The organism is Thalassobacillus cyri (assembly GCF_900107755.1).
GTDB classification, from domain to species: domain Bacteria; phylum Bacillota; class Bacilli; order Bacillales; family Halobacillaceae; genus Thalassobacillus; species Thalassobacillus cyri.
Genome location: NZ_FNQR01000001.1, coordinates 124,053 through 140,848, shown reverse-complemented (window position 1 = coordinate 140,848; position 16,796 = coordinate 124,053). Strand labels below are relative to the sequence as shown.

The following is a 16,796-nucleotide window of genomic DNA, read 5'->3' as shown; positions in this document are numbered from 1 at the left end:
TCTTCTTGACCAAGCTAGCTGAGGCCGTGCCCGCGGCGAGCATCCACCGAAAAGCGATTTGTGAGAATCAACAACAAACTTTAAAAGCTCTTTTAGATGGGAAAGGACTTTTACAGTGGCCTCCCTTTGTAGGAGCGGCTTTAGATAAGCATATTAAGCTTCCAGCCCTAGCCATTATCAGCCAGCCGGAAACCGCTGAACTGCCATTTCATATCCGGGTAGAAAAAGTTCCGATAGGTCAGGCGTGTGTGAGAACGAGGGGTTACACACGAACCGCCTTTCAGGACCATCTGGTTAGCCATGAACTTGGCATTATACTCTCCCAGGGAGCCATCAAGCGGTTTGTTTCTTGGATAAGGAACATATGGACTTTGCGTCCATTCCCACGTTTCTCCAAAGGCTTTGTCAAACATTCCTCCATCATAATAAGCGTTCGGGTGATAACTACCGTTTTCCATGAAGTTCCCCTCTATTTCCTGGTCTTCCATGGCATATTCCCATTCCTGCTCGGTCGGCAGGCGTTTACCGGCCCAGCGTGCGTAGGCATCCGCTTCATAGAAGCTCACATGAACGACAGGTGCATGCAAGTCCAGTTTCTTCAAACCTGCCAATGTGAATATATACCATTCTCCGTCCTGCTTGACCCAGTATTGGGGATGGCTCCATTTCTCTTCGTTCACCTTCTGCCAGCCATCCGATAGCCAATAGTGGGAGGTTTGATACCCATTGTCATTCATAAATTCGAGAAACTCCCCATTTGTGACTGGGCGATTCGCCAGCCGGTATCGTTCCAGGTAGGTTTTATGACGGGGCCCTTCATTATCAAAAGCAAAACCATTACCATCATGCCCCACTTCAACTAAACCACCTTCAATGTCATGAAAGTGGAGTTCCGGTGCTTCTGATGACGGCTGATCCTTTCTTTCCTGGAAGGCAGGATAGAGAGGGTTGAAGGAAAAGTTATATTTGACATCCATCAGTATCAATTCCTGATGCTGCTGCTCATGATGAAGACCAATTTCCACCAGCTGATTAATTTTTTCTGCGTCCTTTCCTTCCACCTTCTCCAACAAATCCAGCAATTGCTCATCCACATACTTTCGATAGCTCAATGTCTCTGCGACCGTCGGGCGGGTAATCGCTCCTCTCTGGCTTTGCGGATATGGTTCACCAACAGTTTCATAATAGGAATTGAACAAATAATTGAATTCGTTATTGAAATGCCGATAACCAGACTGATAGGCCTCCAGTATAAATTTTTCAAAGAACCAGGTTGTATGGGCGAGATGCCATTTCGTCGGGCTGACATGGGTAGCCGCCTGGACCATAAAATCTTCGGTGTTCAGATTAGACACCAGTTTTTCCGTATGCCCTCTAATTTCCCTATAGGCTAGTGTCATTTCTCTCAAAGTGGTTTCCATCCTTTATTTCCCCTTTCCATTATCTTAACTGAACGCTAGTTTGATACCTTTCTCTTTTCTACTTCGACCGGACCTGGCTGATAACCAGGACGGGCAACGTTGGCGTGATTAACGATGCCTTTCACTGTCGAAACTGCCTGGACGATCACAAAGAAAAGTACAGGAAAACCTGCGACGGTAGCCATTTGCTTGACCGCATCCACACCGGTAATTTCTCCCCCGGTACCAGCCGTAATCGTCAGGAGTGCCATCAGTCCCATCACAACACCCCAGAAAACTTTCACTTTTGCTGGTGGCTCCGGACTCATAATCGTGTTGCCCGTTGTTGTCAGTGCTGACACAGTGGTTGTCAATGAATCAGCCAGTGTTGTAAAAGAGATAAAGATTGTGATTAACATGAGCCAGCTGATAATTGTCGATAGTGGCAGTTGTTCCAGGAACACAAACAAGGACAACTCCAGACCGCCCTTTTCATTATTAATAAGATTCCACAGCTGGCCGTCCCCTTTCCAATCGAAGAAAATAGCGGACCCCCCAAATGCCCAAAACCAGAGCATGCCAAATAGTGAGGGAAGCAGTAAGTTGACGACCACGAATTGACGCAATGTCCTGCCGTAGGCTAAACGAGCCAGGAACATCCCGGTAATCGGAGCATAGGCAAGCCAGATGGCCCAGTTGAAAATCGGCCACCATCTCGGCCAATCTGAACCTTCCATCGCACTCATCCATAGAAAGCGCTGTGGCATATTAGTCAAAAAATAACCCGTAGCCTGTGTTCCCAGGTTCAAAATGAAAACAGTCGGGCCAAACACAAACACGAATACGAGCAAGAAAAGAAAGATTTTCGTATTCTGATCAGCCAGAAACCGTATCCCTTTTTGCAGGCCGGTATAACTGGAAATTACATATGTAGCCGTTATGACCGCAATCAATAATCCCCACATCAAAGGTCCTGTACTTAACCCGGTTAAATGGGCGATGCCGCTGCCAATCTGAAGAATGCCTTCCCCAAGCACGGCTGCCATTCCTCCGGCAATAGCGAACATAGCCAGAATATCGACCAATGTACCAATCCATCCGAATGCTCTTTTTCCAATCAGCGGATACAACGTGGCACTGATACTGTAAGGAAGCTTCAAGTTATAGTGGGCGTAAGCGACAGCGATGCCTGACAGGACATAAATGGCGTAAGGTGCCAGCGTCCAATGGGTCAGAGCGGATGAAAGAGAAAAAACAGCCGCCTGCTCGGTTTTAGGGCCTACCCCTAACTCCTCCGGTGGAGAACTGAAATGCGTAATCGGTTCCGCAAGTCCCCAGAATAAAATCCCTACCCCAATACCGGCGGTTAGGGAAATCGCAAACCAGGTGTACTTTTTTACTATTGGCTGGGCATCCGTTCCTCCAAACTTAATGGAACCAAACCTTGAAAACCCTAAGTATAAACAAAGAAAGATGATTAAAAACACCGTCAAATTGAATAGCCACCCGAAGTTGATGAAAGCAAAGTCCACAATGGCTGTCTGCCCATTGTAAAACCCTGCAGGATTAACAATTCCCACCATGACGGTGATGGTTAATAAAATAGCCATGGGCAAAAAAACTGCCCACCTGATCCTTTTTGTTTCCATAAACGTTGAAAAGCCTCCTATGCATTTTTGAATGGTCTAACAACATGAACTCTTTAGCCACCTTCCCATTTGTTAGAATATTAAAACACGTACAGTTCCCCCGAATAGGCTTTTGTCTGTACAAAAACAAACCACCTAAACACTTGACCAGTCTTTTTAGCCGCATTTTATATGTCGCTCGCTTTAAACTTTTTCCATTTACTGTATATCAATTGTGTCTTTCCGTTTATTTTCCATATTTAAAAAATTGTTTTTCATAATCTTTATTAAGAAACTCAGATATTACTGCAATTTAATTCTTTCATTGCATAATAAAAAGCCTGCCCCCCCATATACTATCTAACTGGAAGACAGGCATTATATACAGGGATTCTCACGTTCTCATGCCCAGATCCATCTATATGCTAAATTTCCCAGCTTGCTTATACCCTACTACCTTACTGACGAATCCATTTTATATTAAATAAAATGAGGAGGTTCCTTTTTGAAACTATAATATAGCTTGCAAGTGTCGGGGCTATTATTTTTAGAAGCGAACATCAGCCTTTTACTGATAATTTCTTTCTTCGGATGTTTTTTTTCTAAGGTCCAGTTCTTGTTCAGCCCTGTCAAATGGAGTATCTAATTCCAATTATTATGTGCAATTTACACTTTAGCGCCTTTTGGAGTTTATGGGAGAAATAGGAAGTTTATATGTGTTTATTTAAGTTAAACTAATGTTTGTTGCGTCGGAAGTAACTAACTATAATTAATAGAAAAGGGATGAATGTAATGAATGGTAATCAAGGTCAAAGAAATACGTGGTTAGCACTCGGGACTGCGGGTGTAGTAGGAGCAGCAGCAATGTACGGCATTTCAAGGATGAACCGCAATGGTGGTTTGCAGCAACTGACTCAAAATGCTCAAAATAGCCAAGTTATGAAAAGTATTCAGAATAACCTTCCTCAAGGGAATAATGAGGTTAATAATGCCAATGATGAGATCGGTTATTCCTTACCAAAAAATGAGGAAATTTAAAAATCAGCCCTTACGATGATTGACTTACTAAAGATAATAGGAGTTCCCACATTTACCGAGGGAGCTCCTATAAACTTTCTTTGGTCCTTTTCTGAAATGAAAAATTCTGTGCTCAGGTAAATAAACCTGCAATTACTGCTGATTTTATAGATAATAATTGAAGCCACTCCAAGGGTCCTTGTACGGTTGAATTAAATGAACGGTTATTCTTCAGGCAGCAATAAAATTTTTCCTAACTTCCCTTTATTCTTAAAATATACTTGAGCTTCTCTTGCTTTTTCTAAAGGAAAGGCTTTGTCAATGACGGGCTTAACTTTCCCTTCAGATATCGTCTGAAGCATATCTTTAAACTCTGTCCTCGTGCCCAGTACGGATCCATACATGGTAATATGTTTTAGATACAACGTTCTAAAATCAAGATTTGTCTGCTGACCGCCAGCAGATCCTGAAATACAGAACTTGCCTCCTTTCTTAAGAACCTGAAGAGAGGTGGAAAACAAAGCATCTCCTACAACATCCAGCACGGAGTCGACCGGACTTCCATTCACTTCTAAAATTTCTTCGGAAAGCTTATCGGATTTATATGATAAAACGTGTGTGGCTCCTAATTCCTTCATTTTTTCTTCCCCTTCTAAGTCCCCAATGATTGCGATAACCCTAGCACCAAAGACTTTAGAGGCAATTTGTACATTTAATGATCCTACACCACCATTTGCCCCAGTTACCATAACAGTCTCACCTGGTTGAACTTTAATTTGTTTAACCATATGCCAGGCAGTTAACCCGCTTACTGAAAAGACAGCACTCTCTGCATAGCTGGTGAGAGGCATGTCATAGCAAAGCTCTGCTGGCCAAACCACGTATTCGGCATAACCTCCGTCGTATTCTGAACCTATAAAAGACATATCCTCAGCAATATGTTCGGAACCTTCCTCTCCACTGGAGGTAAAAGGAAATAAAACAACATCTTTCCCCTTCATCGATTCCTCTACTGAATTTCCCACTTTTACTATTTTTCCTGTTATGTCAGATCCAGGTGTACGTGGGAACTGTACTCCTTCTGGTCTCCATCCAGATTTTGAACCGGTGCCGTAAGCACCTTCTCTCATCCAGATTTCTGTGTTATTAATAGCACAAGCCTTTACTTTTACAAGGACTTCGTTTTCTTTGGGCTCAGGTATGGAAGTTTCCATTACTTTTAATTGATCTACGTCTCCGTAGCCTGTCACTTGTACAGCTTTCATAAAACCATCCTTTTACTTTTATTTGAAATACTTTTAATTATTGCTCATGTTTCAGAAAAGAGCACACGCCATTTATTATTCCTCTTTTTTAAACTATCATTAAAACTCCTATGTTTGCATCCTACATGAAGATACTTACTAGTTAATCACAATGAGCATAATAAATGAAAGCACCCATTATTATAGTTGAATTTAAATCCATTCTATTTATGCCCCACCCATGAATAAGGGGTGAACCCACTATCCGGATTCACCCCTTTTATCTTCCAGACATTCCGTTCCCCTTAGCCATCGACTTCCGTTCTCAATGCTTGAAGAATAACACGTTTTACGTATGGAGTCATTTCCCTTAACTGATCGGCGTCATACACCCCTAAATAGTACTGGATGACCAAACCGTCTACGAAAGCGACGAGCAAAGAAGCTCCCTGGTTTGAGTGAAGGACAGGGTAGACCTTGTCCTGATCGAGGTGCTCCAATTTCACCTGAAGATGATCGACCATTTCCTTGAAGGCGCTGCTGAAGATCCTTTGATAAATTTCACCACTTTTGTAACGGCTCAACACGCTTTTGATTTTGTCTATATTCTGTTCATTATAGTCCCAGGAATCATACAAAAATTTCTCAATGAAACCTTCTACGGTCGTACTTTCATTGTCTTTGACAGCTTTCACATAGTCATCTTCCAATTGCTTTAATAACTCATCCATACCCTTGTGGGAAATTCTATGTTCCATATAGCATAAACCTCCTTGACCGTTTTTCTTTTCCCTCATGATGGCTATGTCAGTCCTATTTTTAAATTAATCCCCTAGATCTTTTGCTTATACTTATTAAATAAAGTTAAATAATTTCCGTAATAGCAGCGTTTTAGTAGGCTATCGATTCTAGTCAAGGGGCCGCTGTTCCATCTGCAAGTAAAAGAAAAATATCCCCTGCCTACTGTGCGCAAATATATAATTGGCCTAATAAGCCACAAAAAAGCCACAGTCCGTTATTCCTTCAACAGCACTGCGGCTTAGCCGACTTAAATCAATTCATGTATGCTTCCTCTTCCTGCTCAAGAGAAATGACAAAACGATTATGAGTTCGATCGATATACAGACTATAAGGCTGATAAGGCTCTATACGTAACTCTTTCTCAATCTCTTTTGGTATGTTGATCGCAGTCGTCTCGGTCACATACCTTTTATTATGTGGGCTTTCGGGATTTGCTTTTTCAATGAAGATGTCGTTTTGATGAAACCTGATATCAACCTGCTCCCCGATGCAAATGTCTATTTCACGGCACCATTTCACTGGCATATAAATAACCGGCTTTTTTGGCAACTGTCTGGAACGGACTTTTTCTAACTTCACATCAACTCCCTCCTTTTCCTGTTTATTATCCGACAAAATTCCCGAAAAAACGAGATAACATCGAATCACTTACAAAGGACTATATAATTCCATAGAAAGTCCTGTGGAGGTGCCATTCTATAGAAAAAAGTCTCTGACTGTTTTGGCTTTAAATAATAGAGTAGTATTTCTTTCCGTTCAAAGAACATGACAAGAGATTTTGAGAAATCAGGGAAGTATATCAGGAGAATATAGACCTAACTAATATCCATCACTTACAAAGACAATAACCTCATATACAGAAAAAAGGACGTAATCTTTAAATATGATTACGTCCTTCCTATTTTTACACTTGGCTTACTTTTTGTTTCGCTTTTGCTTCTGCCCTGCGGCGATGGAGGATCGGTTCCGTATAACCATTTGGCTGGTTGGCCCCGTCAAAAACCAAGTCACAGGCAGCCTGGAAAGCAACCGATCCTTCATAATCAGCTGCCATCGGGTGGTATTGTGGATCACCGGCGTTTTGTTCATCCACCACCTTCGCCATACGGTAAAGGGTTTCCTCTACCTGCTCTTCCGTGACGATGCCGTGGCGCAGCCAATTGGCCATATGCTGAGAGGAAATTCTTAGGGTCGCCCGGTCTTCCATCAGACCGATGTTGTTGATGTCCGGTACCTTCGAGCAGCCGACACCGTGGTTGATCCAGCGGACAACATAGCCAAGAATGCCTTGCGCATTATTATCAAGTTCCTGCTGGATTTCATTGCTGCTCCAATTTGTTTCTTTCGCAACAGGTACATCGAGGATGTCACCTTGTACATCTTCCATTTGGGCTTTGATGTCATTTTGAACTTTCCTGACATTGATAGAATGATAATGCATCGCATGCAAAGTCGCTGCTGTAGGCGAAGGCACCCATGCTGTGTTTGCGCCTGCTTTCAGCTGCCCGCCTTTTTCATCAATCATCGATTTCATCATTTCAGGCATGGCCCACATACCTTTCCCGATTTGGGCACGTCCCTGTAGTCCTGCTGACAGTCCGACTTGGACATTAGACTGCTCATAGGCCTTCAGCCAATTGGAGGATTTCATATCTTTCTTCCGGATCATCGCCCCCGCTTGCAGCGATGTATGGATTTCATCCCCAGTCCTGTCCAGGAAACCGGTATTAATAAAGACGATTCGCTCTTTCACTTCGGCAATACAATTTTTTAAATTTAGTGTGGTACGGCGCTCCTCATCCATGACGCCAATTTTAATTGTATGCCGCTCCAGTCCGAGCATATCTTCTACGCGATTAAAGAGCTTGTTGGCAAAGGCCACTTCTTCTGACCCATGCATTTTAGGTTTCACAATATAAATGGAACCTTTCTCGGAATTCTGGAACTTTGCATTCCGAAGCAGGTCATGCTTGGCAACAAGGCTGGTCACTACGCCGTCCATGATGCCCTCCGGGATTTCATTGCCATCCTTATCTAAAATGGCATCAGTGGTCATCAAATGGCCGACATTACGCATGAACATCAGCGAGCGGCCATGGAGGGTGATGTCCTCTCCCTCAGGCGTGATATAGCATCGGTCCTGGTTAAGCGTCCGGGTCACAGCCGTTCCGCCTTTATTGAATGTAGACTTTAATGTCCCTTTCATCAAGCCCAGCAGGTTGCTATACACCTGGACTTTGTCTTCGGCATCTACTGCAGCTACCGAATCTTCACAATCCATAATCGTTGTCGTCGCCGCTTCCATGCAAATATCCTTCACACCCGCATTGTCTGTTTTACCGATTGGGTGATACGAATCAATTTGGATTTCTACATGCAGACCATTGTTTTCGAGTAAAATGGCAGTTGGTTCCTCCGGCGATCCTTTGTATCCTTTGAATTTTTCAGGATGCTCGAGCTTCGTATGCTTATCGCTGAGAAGCTTTACGACCAGTTCTCCACCCTTAACGGAATAACCAGCCGCTTCATAATGATTGGATTTTTCCAATGGGAAAACATCATCCAGAAATGCCTTCGCATACTGGATAACTTTTTGTCCGCGCACAGGGTTATAAGATTCACCACGCTCTGTCCCATCTGATTCGCTGATTACATCCGTTCCGTAAAGGGCATCATAAAGGCTGCCATATCGGGCGTTCGCCGCATTCAACGCATACCTTGCATTATCTACTGGTACAACCAGTTGAGGTCCTGCCTGCTTAGCGATTTCATCATCGACATTTTCTGTTGTGACTTCAAAATCTTCTACCAGAGCTTCCAAGTAACCGATGTCCTTCAAAAACGCTTGATAAGTATTTAAATCAAAGTCTCCTTTATTCTCCAGGTTCCAGGTATCGATTTTCTCCTGAAACTCATCCCTTTTTTCCAGCAAACGTTTATTTTCAGGAGCCAGGTCATGCACCAGCCTATCAAAGTTTTCCCAAAATTCTTCTTGTAATATCCCGCTTTCCGGCAGTGCTTCGGAAACAATAAATTCATAGAGAGCAGAATCGACTTGTAATCTTCCTGCTTGTACGTAATTACTCATCCATCATCCTCCTTTTAAAACTAGTTAATGGAACCTTACTAGAAAAGCTTCGACAATCCTTCCCCCGACATACACACCTGCCACACCCAGCACACCGGCTAGCACAGGAGGTGCCGGCAGGGGAAGTTTGATCAGCTTAAATACTATACCTATGACCATTCCGGCGATCAAAGCAAGTACTGCTTCTCTTACCATCAGGCAGACCTCCTCCCAGCTAGACGTTCACTTTTTTATTTAATCTGTTTAAATTTTGCTCAAAAGGTGCAGTGATGACGCCTGTTTCCGTAATGATTCCAGAAATGAGCTTATTCGGTGTAATATCAAAGGATGGATACAGCGCATTGGTACCTTCAGGTGCGATACGCACTCCCTTGATTTTTGTCACTTCATCGGCGTTTCGCATTTCCACTTCAATCGCATCCCCCGATGGTGTATTAAAATCAATCGTGTGACTGGAGGTGGCCGTGTAGAATGGGATGCCGTTTTCTTTGGCAGCGAGCGCGTGCATATAAGTGCCTACTTTATTAGCGAGATCCCCATTAGCTGAAACCCGATCGGATCCGACCACGATTTTGTCTATTTTTCCGGTGGACATACAGAACCCGGACATGTTATCGGTAATTAATGTATGTGGAATACCAAACTTTTTCAGCTCGTAGGCTGTGATTCTGGCACCCTGAAGGTACGGACGGGTTTCACAGGTGAATACGTGAATATTCTTCCCTTGTTCATGGGCTGCCCGGATGACCGATAAAGCTCTGCCGCCGTAGCCGGCACCTCCAAGGGCTCCCGAATGACAGTGAGTCATAATGGTATCGCCGTCTTCAATCAATTCTGCGCCATATTTACCGAGCTGGTATTCAAATTCCAGCTGGCGCTCAATGATTTCTACTGCTTTCTGTTCAAGTGCTTCAACATCACCTTGAGTCGATTCAGCTGTGGCCACCATTTCATCAACTGTCTTCATTAAGTTAACAGCAGTAGGACGGGTGCTTTTCAATAAGTCACCTGCCTGGCGGATCTTTTCTACATCCCCTTTTGACTCGTAAGCTGCCAGGTAAACACCATAAGCCCCACAAAGCCCAATGGCTCCTGAGCCACGAATCATCATCGAACGGATTGCCTCGGCCAGTTCCTCTATGGATGCTATTGACTGGATTTCCTCTTCAAAAGGAAGCTTTAATTGATCAAGCAGTTTCAATGTTCCGTTTTCAAACCAGATCGGCAAAGCGAGTTCAGACTGCCGGTGACGATTGGCTAGTTCTTCGATTAGTCGCATCGTATTCCTCCCTCCGTTATTAGCTGGTGACTGCTACATTCGCCTGCAGCTGAGATAGAATGAACGCCTGTTTCGCTGTGGCTTCCGCGAGATCCACCACATTATAAGCAGCCTCAAGAGTCGGGCCAACTGAGCAGACGCCATGGTCTTTCATTAAAGAGATTTTAATATCAGGGTACTGGGTGAATACGTCCGTAACATGCTGGGCCAGTTCTTTTGATCCGGAAGGTGCTACATCAGTGACAGGAACATGTCCGAGAAGTTTTCTCGCGGTCACGGTTGGAAGTGGAAGTTCCATGCCGAGGCAGGCATAACCAATAGCATAATTCGGATGGCAGTGAACGACTGCATTGACATCGGGGCGTACTTTATAGATACCTAAGTGAAAGCCGATTTCTTTCGACGGCTTTCCCTGACCCTCGACCACTTCGCCTTCCATATTGACGATCAATGCGTCTTCACGGCTTACTTCACCTAAACTGATACCGCTTCGCTTGATTAAAACGTTATCCGTACCAGGAATTCTTACGCTGATGTTTCCGCCCGTCGCCTGGGTATAGCCTTTTTGATAGACTTTATGGGAGACGTACTCTAATTCTTTTTTCAACAAATCTAGTGACATGGTGATTCCTCCTCTTCATTTATAAATCGCTTCAAAAAACGGTTGCTGTTCTTCAGCGAATGCTAAGGCTTCCGCAGTGCTTTCCTGTCGGTAGGCAGAACGCCTCCGCACCCGGTCGATCACTTCTCCTTCATTAAAGGATACGATTTTACGCTCGCGCATGACCCATTCGCCTTTGATCATCACTGACTCAATCGATTGGCCATTTTCATGGAAGACCAGTTGTTCATGAGTATTATTAACAGTCGCCCATGTAGGGCTATTTTTATCGATAAAAACAAGATCCGCATCATAACCGACTTTTATTTTACCCCGCCTGCCTGGCATCATTGCCGCTCCCTGGCAGATCCCCATTTCAAGCATGTCGTGTGCTGTCAGCCACCACTTATATTCGGAAGCGTTGTTACGCTGCATCATTAGCGCCAGTCTCATCTTTTCGAATAAGGTATGGCTTGTCCCGCAGTTGCTGGCGTCGGTACCAAGACTTACTGGCATGCCTTTCTCCATATATGTCATAATCGGAGCTGTACCACTTCCTAAAATCATATTACTGGCAGGGTTATGGATGATGGATACGCCTCGGTCTTTCAACAAATCGATTTCATCGGGTGCAAGCCAAACCGCATGAGCCGCGGATAAACGTTCGTTTAGCAAGCCTGCGCGGTCAAGATGACCGATAATACCTTTTTTGTAGGCTTTCATACCGTAATCGTGTTGGATATACGTTTCCAGTAAATGGGTATGGACATTCAGGTCGTATAATTCACTAAGTTCCCTGCATATTCGAAGCATTTCCCGGCTGCACCGCTGCGGTGCATTCGGTCCGACCATAATCTGAATCCGCTCGTTTTTTCTGTGCCACCGATTGATTAAATCTTCATAAAAACCTTTCATACGTTCCGGTGTCGGTGGTTTCGAAGCAGCAAACTTTTGTTTGATAGTATCTGGAAAGTCTATCTGCAAAAACTCGTAATCTGGAACATCATGAAGCATCGGTGCAAAAGCGACATGCATTTTGGACTTTTGGTAAGCTTCCAATGCGGCTTCTGCTTTCGAAAAATGCGGGAAATGATCGATGCAGCCTGTGATGCCGTTTCGAATCATCTCCGCGGCACCTAACAGGACAGCATCATGGATATCTTCATCCGACAGCGAGTGTCCGTAAGCAACGGTGAACAGGGACCAGACTTCAAGCGGGTAGGTGCTTTCCGTCCCCTTTAATAGATTGGAATAAGAGTGGTAGTGGGCATTTGTCATGCCAGGAATCACTAGCTTTCCTTCCGCATTGAACACTTCCGTTGCGTGACAGAAGGCTGGCAGCTCTCCTTCCGGAAAAACATGCTTGATTTTGCCATCTTCGATCAGCAAATTGCCAGTTGCCACCCGCTGGTCATCCATCGTTACCATTTCCGCATTTTTTATAAGAACACTCATGGCCCCTACGCGTTTGTTACTTGTGCTTTTTTCAGCTTTTCCGCCCGTGCTGCCAGCGCCCGTTCATATGCTTCATGGGCAATCGATGGCTTGTCGTCTGTCGCCAGTTCTACTGTTTTCAAGAATAGCTCCTTGATTTTTTCCTGATTATCTTTGACGACATTTTTATGGGTATCAAGATCAGGTGGCACATCCGTTGTACCCGCCGCGAGGTCAGTAGAGATGACTACCACGGCATAGGCCAGGCCAAGCTCACGGGCTAAAATAGCTTCGGTTGCATTCGTCATGCCTACGACATCCATTCCCCATTGCTTGTACAACTGAATTTCCAGTGCTGTCTCATATCGTGGACCATCGACACAGACATAGTTCGCTTTCGGTACTAAGTCGATATCTAATGTTTCCGCTGCATTCTTAAACGTCTGATTTAGATCAGGACAATATGGCTGTGTGATTTCTACGGAATATTTATCGTAAGTATTAATGCGGTTAGTCGTAGCATCATAGAACTGATCAAGCAGCGCCAGTTTCCCAACGGGAATTTCCGGGTTCAGTGATCCGACCGCACACATCGCAATGACATGATCAATGTCCAGCTGCTTTAGCGCCATCATGTTAGCGCGGTAATTAATTTGATGTGCCAGGCTGTCATGTGTCTTACCGTGCCTTGGCAAAAAGTAGATTTCCTTTCCAGCATGTTCGCCTTCATAGACGATGGCATCCCCATATTCAGTTGTCACTGTTCTTTCTTTCATATCATCTACTAAATTATAAAAACCTGTTCCTCCGATAATACCGATTTTCATAGTATTCCTCCTAATCTATTTTTGGGCTTGCTGTAATAATGAAGGGAAAAAGTAAGGTTTTCCTGAGCGTTTTTTCAATTCATCCCATTCGTTCAGTATCTTCGTCGCTTCTGTAGCAACAGCGATCGATTGGGCTACGCCTTCCCCTTTGTATTCAAATTCATCTTTCACCCGGTTGGCTACTACTGTAAACACGGCACCTGCTCTCAGGTTGAACAGGCTGCTTAGTGTCAGCACAGTTGAGGCTTCCATCTCAAAATTCAATACACCGGCTTTTTGCATATCTTCCATAATGGTTTCCATCCAGCTTTGCCTGTAGTTGTTAAACCCGGATCTTCCCTGGCCGCAGAAGAAGGATGCTGCAGTATAACCGATTCCGACGTGATAAGTCGCACCAATGCGTTCTGCCGCTTCGATCAGTGCCATCACGACTTCCTGGTTCGCGATGGCAGGATATTTATGATCGACGTACTGGTCGCTTGTCCCGTCGTAACGGACCGCTCCGGCACAGATGATCAAGTCACCAGGTTCAATGTTTTCCTGCATGGCTCCGCAAGTGCCTACGCGAATGAATGTTTCGGCGCCAATTTCAGCGAGTTCTTCTAACGCACTTGCGGTTGATGGCCCGCCTGCCCCTGTAGAACAAGCAGAAATACCAACGCCTCCAACTTTTCCGGTATAGGTCACATGCTCCCGATAGGTAGCGACATGCCGTTTTTCCTCCCACAATGCCGCCATTTGCCCGACTCGCTCTGGATCCCCTGGCAATAGTACATATTTCTCCACATCACCCGGGCGACAACGGATATGGTATTGTGATTGATCGGCGTTCTCTGGTCGATCTGCTTTAGCTTTCCATTTAAGATCCTGTACCAACTTTTACATCCTCCTCTTTATTCGCTTTCATCCATTCAATGATTGATTCGACGGTTAAATAGGTTTTCATTTCATCCAGGTTAGTAATTTGATTGGCAAACTGGGTTATCTGCGGTGGCTGCAGCCCGGCTTCCTCCATAATGCCTTTATCCGAAAACACAACACTTGCGTGATCGTCTGCGATCTTCTCGCTTTGATTCATGACCACCGTCCGACAGTTTAGTTCCCCAATCAGGTGCATGTCGTGGGTGATGAGTACAACGATATGCCCTTCTCTCTGGAACATCCGTACCAGCTCGAGCACCCGCTTGCATCCTTTGTGATCCTGTCCGGTAGTCGGCTCGTCCAGGACGATCACTTTCGGTGATACCGCCATGATTGACGCCATCGCCACTTCTTTCCGCTGGCTCGAATTCAAATCAAACGGGTTATCATCCAAGCGGTCTTCCAGCCGAAAGAGATCGATCGCCTTTTGGACACGCGTTTCTATATCCTCTTCCGTCATCTTCAGATTTTTACAACCGTAAGCCAATTCTTGCTTGACCGATGGGAGGAATGTCTGGTGATTTGGATTCTGAAATACATAACCGACCCGGCTGGACAGCTTCGAAATCCTCTCTTTTTTGGTATTCATCGTACCTACCGTTATCTCGCCTTTGGTAGGTTTGAGCAGGCCATTGAAATGTTTGACGAGTGTTGTTTTGCCGGATCCGTTACTGCCAAGGATAGCTACCACTTCTCCTTCGTGAATGTCGAGGTTAATATCTTTGATGGCAGTCACGCCGTTCGGGTACTTATGAGAGACATTTTTCACTGAGATATATGGTTCCACTCACTTCACCTCCATGTGTTTATTTGCATACGCTTTCAAAATTGTCAACTGCTTCTTCCAATGTCGTAGACAACTTTACATCTTTGCCAAAAGCCTGATTATAGCTGCTCAGAAACTCCGTAACTTGAGGAGCATTAAGAGTAAGCTCATGCATTTTTTTAATATTTGTAAATACTTCTTCGGAAGGAGCAAACATTTGTACTTCTCCTTCATATAGGACAAGGACTTTGTCGCAGTATGCGGCGATACGCTCTACTTCATGGTCGATGATAATGCCGGTCATCCCATAATCTTTCAGGTTTTTCAAGACATCATACACTTCATTTTTTCCTTTCGGATCAAGCATCGAAGTTGGCTCGTCCATAATCATGATCGAAGGCCGCATCGCCAGCACGGCTGCAATCGCAAGCCTTTGCTGCTGGCCGCCAGATAACGCCAAAGGACTTCTTTTTTCAAAACCGGTCAAACCGACCTGCTCAAGAGCATCTGTAATCCGGACACGCATGTCATCTCTTGGAACTCCCAGATTTCCCATTCCGAATGCTACTTCTTCTTCAATTGTCATCTGACTCAATTGGTTCTCCGGTTCCTGGAAAACGAAGCCGACATCCTCCGACATTTTGGCAACCGAACTTTCACTTACCTCAGAGCCATTCACTTTTACCGTTCCTTCCATCTCTCCATTGATGACTTGTGGAACCAGTCCATTCACGCACATGGCGAGCGTTGATTTTCCTGCTCCTGTTGGTCCGATGATACCGAGAATTTCCCCATGGTTAATAGAAAAATTGATATCTTTCAATACCGGCTCATCGGTGTCCGGATAGCTGAAGGTCAGATTGTTCACTTCTATTGCTTTTGCTGCCATCAGTTAGCCCCTCCGATCTTTCCCTGAAATTGTTTCACCACAAATTTGATGATCATGAATCCAAATACGATCCATGTTCCGAACAATGAGTAGGTGAGCAAAGCATCAGTCGTAAGCTGTAGTGATCCCATCATGAATAATTTTAAATAAATTTCAAATGCCAGGAACCCTAGCATTCCTAAGAGGAAGGTATAGTCAAGTGAACCAATTTTCGTTTCGCGAAGGCTTGTCTTTTCTCCCTTACGACTGAATGCACGGCATTCGAGCACGTAGGATAGCTGATGCACTTTCATGAATGTAATAATAAAAAGGGGGGCGAACATCGGAACCAGATTTTTAACACGTTGTATGAGGCTTCCTTTCACATCCAGGCACCTTGCCTGCTGGGCTTCCATGACGATTTTGGCTTCCCTGGCAATGATGGGGATGATCTGAAAGGTTGATAATAATATAAACGCGAACGAGTGAGGGACTTTCCACTTTACAAGTGCCGACGCCATATCGGATGGGTGGGTTGTCATGACGAATAACACGGCGGCGGTACCGATAACCAGAATCCGGAAGGACATGACAGATGCGTAGACCATCGATTCATATTTAAAGGTCAGGCCTCCGAAAATTTCAAAAACCGGAGTGACTCCAATCGGGTTATAGATGCCATGCACTGTCATGATCAGTACGGCGAACAGCAGTAAAAACTGAATCGAGATGAGGTACGGTTTTACTACTTTCGCCATGACCACCAATGGAAACAACGCTACCAGAAAAACAAGCTGTAAGGCAGGATCATTAAGGATGAACGAACTTGCGACAACAAATACAACAAACAACATCTTCGTCCTTGGATCCAGGCTATGGATCAGACTATCTTTCGGCATGTACAAACTATTCATATATTTTC

At 44.5% G+C, this 16,796-nt stretch carries 16 protein-coding genes; 1 reads left to right on the top strand and 15 read right to left on the bottom strand.

The genetic code is table 11. From position 1 onward, the window contains the following. Positions 1-167 precede the first annotated feature (167 nt). Entirely contained in the window at positions 168-1,421 is a 1,254-nt protein-coding gene (gene egtB, locus BLV00_RS00710) for an ergothioneine biosynthesis protein EgtB (RefSeq protein WP_093041170.1), read from the bottom strand. 35 nt (positions 1,422-1,456) lie between these two features. After that, on the bottom strand, positions 1,457-3,010 hold the full coding sequence (locus tag BLV00_RS00705) for a BCCT family transporter (RefSeq protein WP_245728685.1): 1,554 nt from the start codon (positions 3,008-3,010) through the stop codon (positions 1,457-1,459). Positions 3,011-3,820: 810 nt separating this feature from the next. Here BLV00_RS00705 and BLV00_RS00700 point away from each other — a divergent pair. Continuing rightward, entirely contained in the window at positions 3,821-4,066 is a 246-nt protein-coding gene (locus tag BLV00_RS00700) for a hypothetical protein (RefSeq protein ID WP_093041164.1), read from the top strand. A gap of 203 nt (positions 4,067-4,269) precedes the next feature. Here BLV00_RS00700 and BLV00_RS00695 read toward each other — a convergent pair whose 3' ends face one another. The 13 genes from BLV00_RS00695 to BLV00_RS00635 form a co-directional block, all read right to left on the bottom strand. After that, positions 4,270-5,310: a zinc-binding dehydrogenase gene (locus BLV00_RS00695; RefSeq protein ID WP_093041161.1), complete on the bottom strand. Its 1,041-nt coding sequence runs from the start codon at positions 5,308-5,310 to the stop codon at positions 4,270-4,272. Between the two features lie 284 nt (positions 5,311-5,594). Continuing rightward, complete coding sequence (locus tag BLV00_RS00690) at positions 5,595-6,047, bottom strand: TetR family transcriptional regulator C-terminal domain-containing protein (protein WP_093041159.1); 453 nt, start codon at positions 6,045-6,047, stop codon at positions 5,595-5,597. A 295-nt stretch (positions 6,048-6,342) separates the two neighbouring features. After that, positions 6,343-6,669 (bottom strand): hypothetical protein, encoded by a 327-nt coding sequence (locus BLV00_RS00685; protein ID WP_093041156.1) that lies wholly within the window; start codon positions 6,667-6,669, stop codon positions 6,343-6,345. Positions 6,670-6,994: 325 nt separating this feature from the next. Then, positions 6,995-9,178 carry a malate synthase G gene (locus BLV00_RS00680; protein ID WP_093041153.1) on the bottom strand — a complete coding sequence of 728 codons (2,184 nt, stop codon included), beginning with the start codon at positions 9,176-9,178 and terminating at the stop codon, positions 6,995-6,997. A 24-nt stretch (positions 9,179-9,202) separates the two neighbouring features. Continuing rightward, complete coding sequence (locus tag BLV00_RS00675) at positions 9,203-9,373, bottom strand: DUF1427 family protein (protein WP_093041151.1); 171 nt, start codon at positions 9,371-9,373, stop codon at positions 9,203-9,205. A gap of 19 nt (positions 9,374-9,392) precedes the next feature. Beyond that, the gene (mtnA, locus tag BLV00_RS00670; protein WP_093041148.1) at positions 9,393-10,457 is read right to left on the bottom strand and encodes an S-methyl-5-thioribose-1-phosphate isomerase; all 1,065 of its coding nucleotides are present in this window, start codon (positions 10,455-10,457) and stop codon (positions 9,393-9,395) included. Between the two features lie 19 nt (positions 10,458-10,476). Continuing rightward, the gene (locus BLV00_RS00665; RefSeq protein WP_093041145.1) at positions 10,477-11,079 is read right to left on the bottom strand and encodes a class II aldolase/adducin family protein; all 603 of its coding nucleotides are present in this window, start codon (positions 11,077-11,079) and stop codon (positions 10,477-10,479) included. 15 nt (positions 11,080-11,094) lie between these two features. Further along, complete coding sequence (locus tag BLV00_RS00660; protein ID WP_093041143.1) at positions 11,095-12,513, bottom strand: amidohydrolase family protein; 1,419 nt, start codon at positions 12,511-12,513, stop codon at positions 11,095-11,097. 5 nt (positions 12,514-12,518) lie between these two features. After that, positions 12,519-13,319 carry an MTAP family purine nucleoside phosphorylase gene (locus tag BLV00_RS00655; RefSeq protein ID WP_093041138.1) on the bottom strand — a complete coding sequence of 267 codons (801 nt, stop codon included), beginning with the start codon at positions 13,317-13,319 and terminating at the stop codon, positions 12,519-12,521. Positions 13,320-13,334: 15 nt separating this feature from the next. Then, on the bottom strand, positions 13,335-14,195 hold the full coding sequence (locus BLV00_RS00650) for a nucleoside phosphorylase (RefSeq protein ID WP_093041135.1): 861 nt from the start codon (positions 14,193-14,195) through the stop codon (positions 13,335-13,337). Next, positions 14,179-15,027 carry an energy-coupling factor ABC transporter ATP-binding protein gene (locus BLV00_RS00645; protein WP_093041132.1) on the bottom strand — a complete coding sequence of 283 codons (849 nt, stop codon included), beginning with the start codon at positions 15,025-15,027 and terminating at the stop codon, positions 14,179-14,181. The genes BLV00_RS00650 and BLV00_RS00645 overlap by 17 nt, the downstream gene beginning before the upstream one ends. 19 nt (positions 15,028-15,046) lie before the next feature. Continuing rightward, on the bottom strand, positions 15,047-15,895 hold the full coding sequence (locus BLV00_RS00640; protein WP_093041130.1) for an energy-coupling factor ABC transporter ATP-binding protein: 849 nt from the start codon (positions 15,893-15,895) through the stop codon (positions 15,047-15,049). Further along, the gene (locus BLV00_RS00635; RefSeq protein ID WP_093041128.1) at positions 15,895-16,788 is read right to left on the bottom strand and encodes an energy-coupling factor transporter transmembrane component T family protein; all 894 of its coding nucleotides are present in this window, start codon (positions 16,786-16,788) and stop codon (positions 15,895-15,897) included. The genes BLV00_RS00640 and BLV00_RS00635 overlap by 1 nt, the downstream gene beginning before the upstream one ends. Positions 16,789-16,796 lie beyond the last annotated feature (8 nt).

Excerpts from the sequence above, each read along its gene's own strand:
- egtB (WP_093041170.1), bottom strand. The coding sequence starts at position 1,421 with ATGGAAACCACTTTGAGAGAAATGACACTAGCCTATAGGGAAATTAGA.
- BLV00_RS00705 (WP_245728685.1), bottom strand. The coding sequence starts at position 3,010 with ATGGCTATTTTATTAACCATCACCGTCATGGTGGGAATTGTTAATCCT.
- BLV00_RS00700 (WP_093041164.1), top strand. The coding sequence starts at position 3,821 with ATGAATGGTAATCAAGGTCAAAGAAATACGTGGTTAGCACTCGGGACT.
- BLV00_RS00695 (WP_093041161.1), bottom strand. The coding sequence starts at position 5,310 with ATGAAAGCTGTACAAGTGACAGGCTACGGAGACGTAGATCAATTAAAA.
- BLV00_RS00690 (WP_093041159.1), bottom strand. The coding sequence starts at position 6,047 with ATGGAACATAGAATTTCCCACAAGGGTATGGATGAGTTATTAAAGCAA.
- BLV00_RS00680 (WP_093041153.1), bottom strand. The coding sequence starts at position 9,178 with ATGAGTAATTACGTACAAGCAGGAAGATTACAAGTCGATTCTGCTCTC.
- BLV00_RS00675 (WP_093041151.1), bottom strand. The coding sequence starts at position 9,373 with ATGGTAAGAGAAGCAGTACTTGCTTTGATCGCCGGAATGGTCATAGGT.
- mtnA (WP_093041148.1), bottom strand. The coding sequence starts at position 10,457 with ATGCGACTAATCGAAGAACTAGCCAATCGTCACCGGCAGTCTGAACTC.
- BLV00_RS00665 (WP_093041145.1), bottom strand. The coding sequence starts at position 11,079 with ATGTCACTAGATTTGTTGAAAAAAGAATTAGAGTACGTCTCCCATAAA.
- BLV00_RS00660 (WP_093041143.1), bottom strand. The coding sequence starts at position 12,513 with ATGAGTGTTCTTATAAAAAATGCGGAAATGGTAACGATGGATGACCAG.
- BLV00_RS00655 (WP_093041138.1), bottom strand. The coding sequence starts at position 13,319 with ATGAAAATCGGTATTATCGGAGGAACAGGTTTTTATAATTTAGTAGAT.
- BLV00_RS00640 (WP_093041130.1), bottom strand. The coding sequence starts at position 15,895 with ATGGCAGCAAAAGCAATAGAAGTGAACAATCTGACCTTCAGCTATCCG.
- BLV00_RS00635 (WP_093041128.1), bottom strand. The coding sequence starts at position 16,788 with ATGAATAGTTTGTACATGCCGAAAGATAGTCTGATCCATAGCCTGGAT.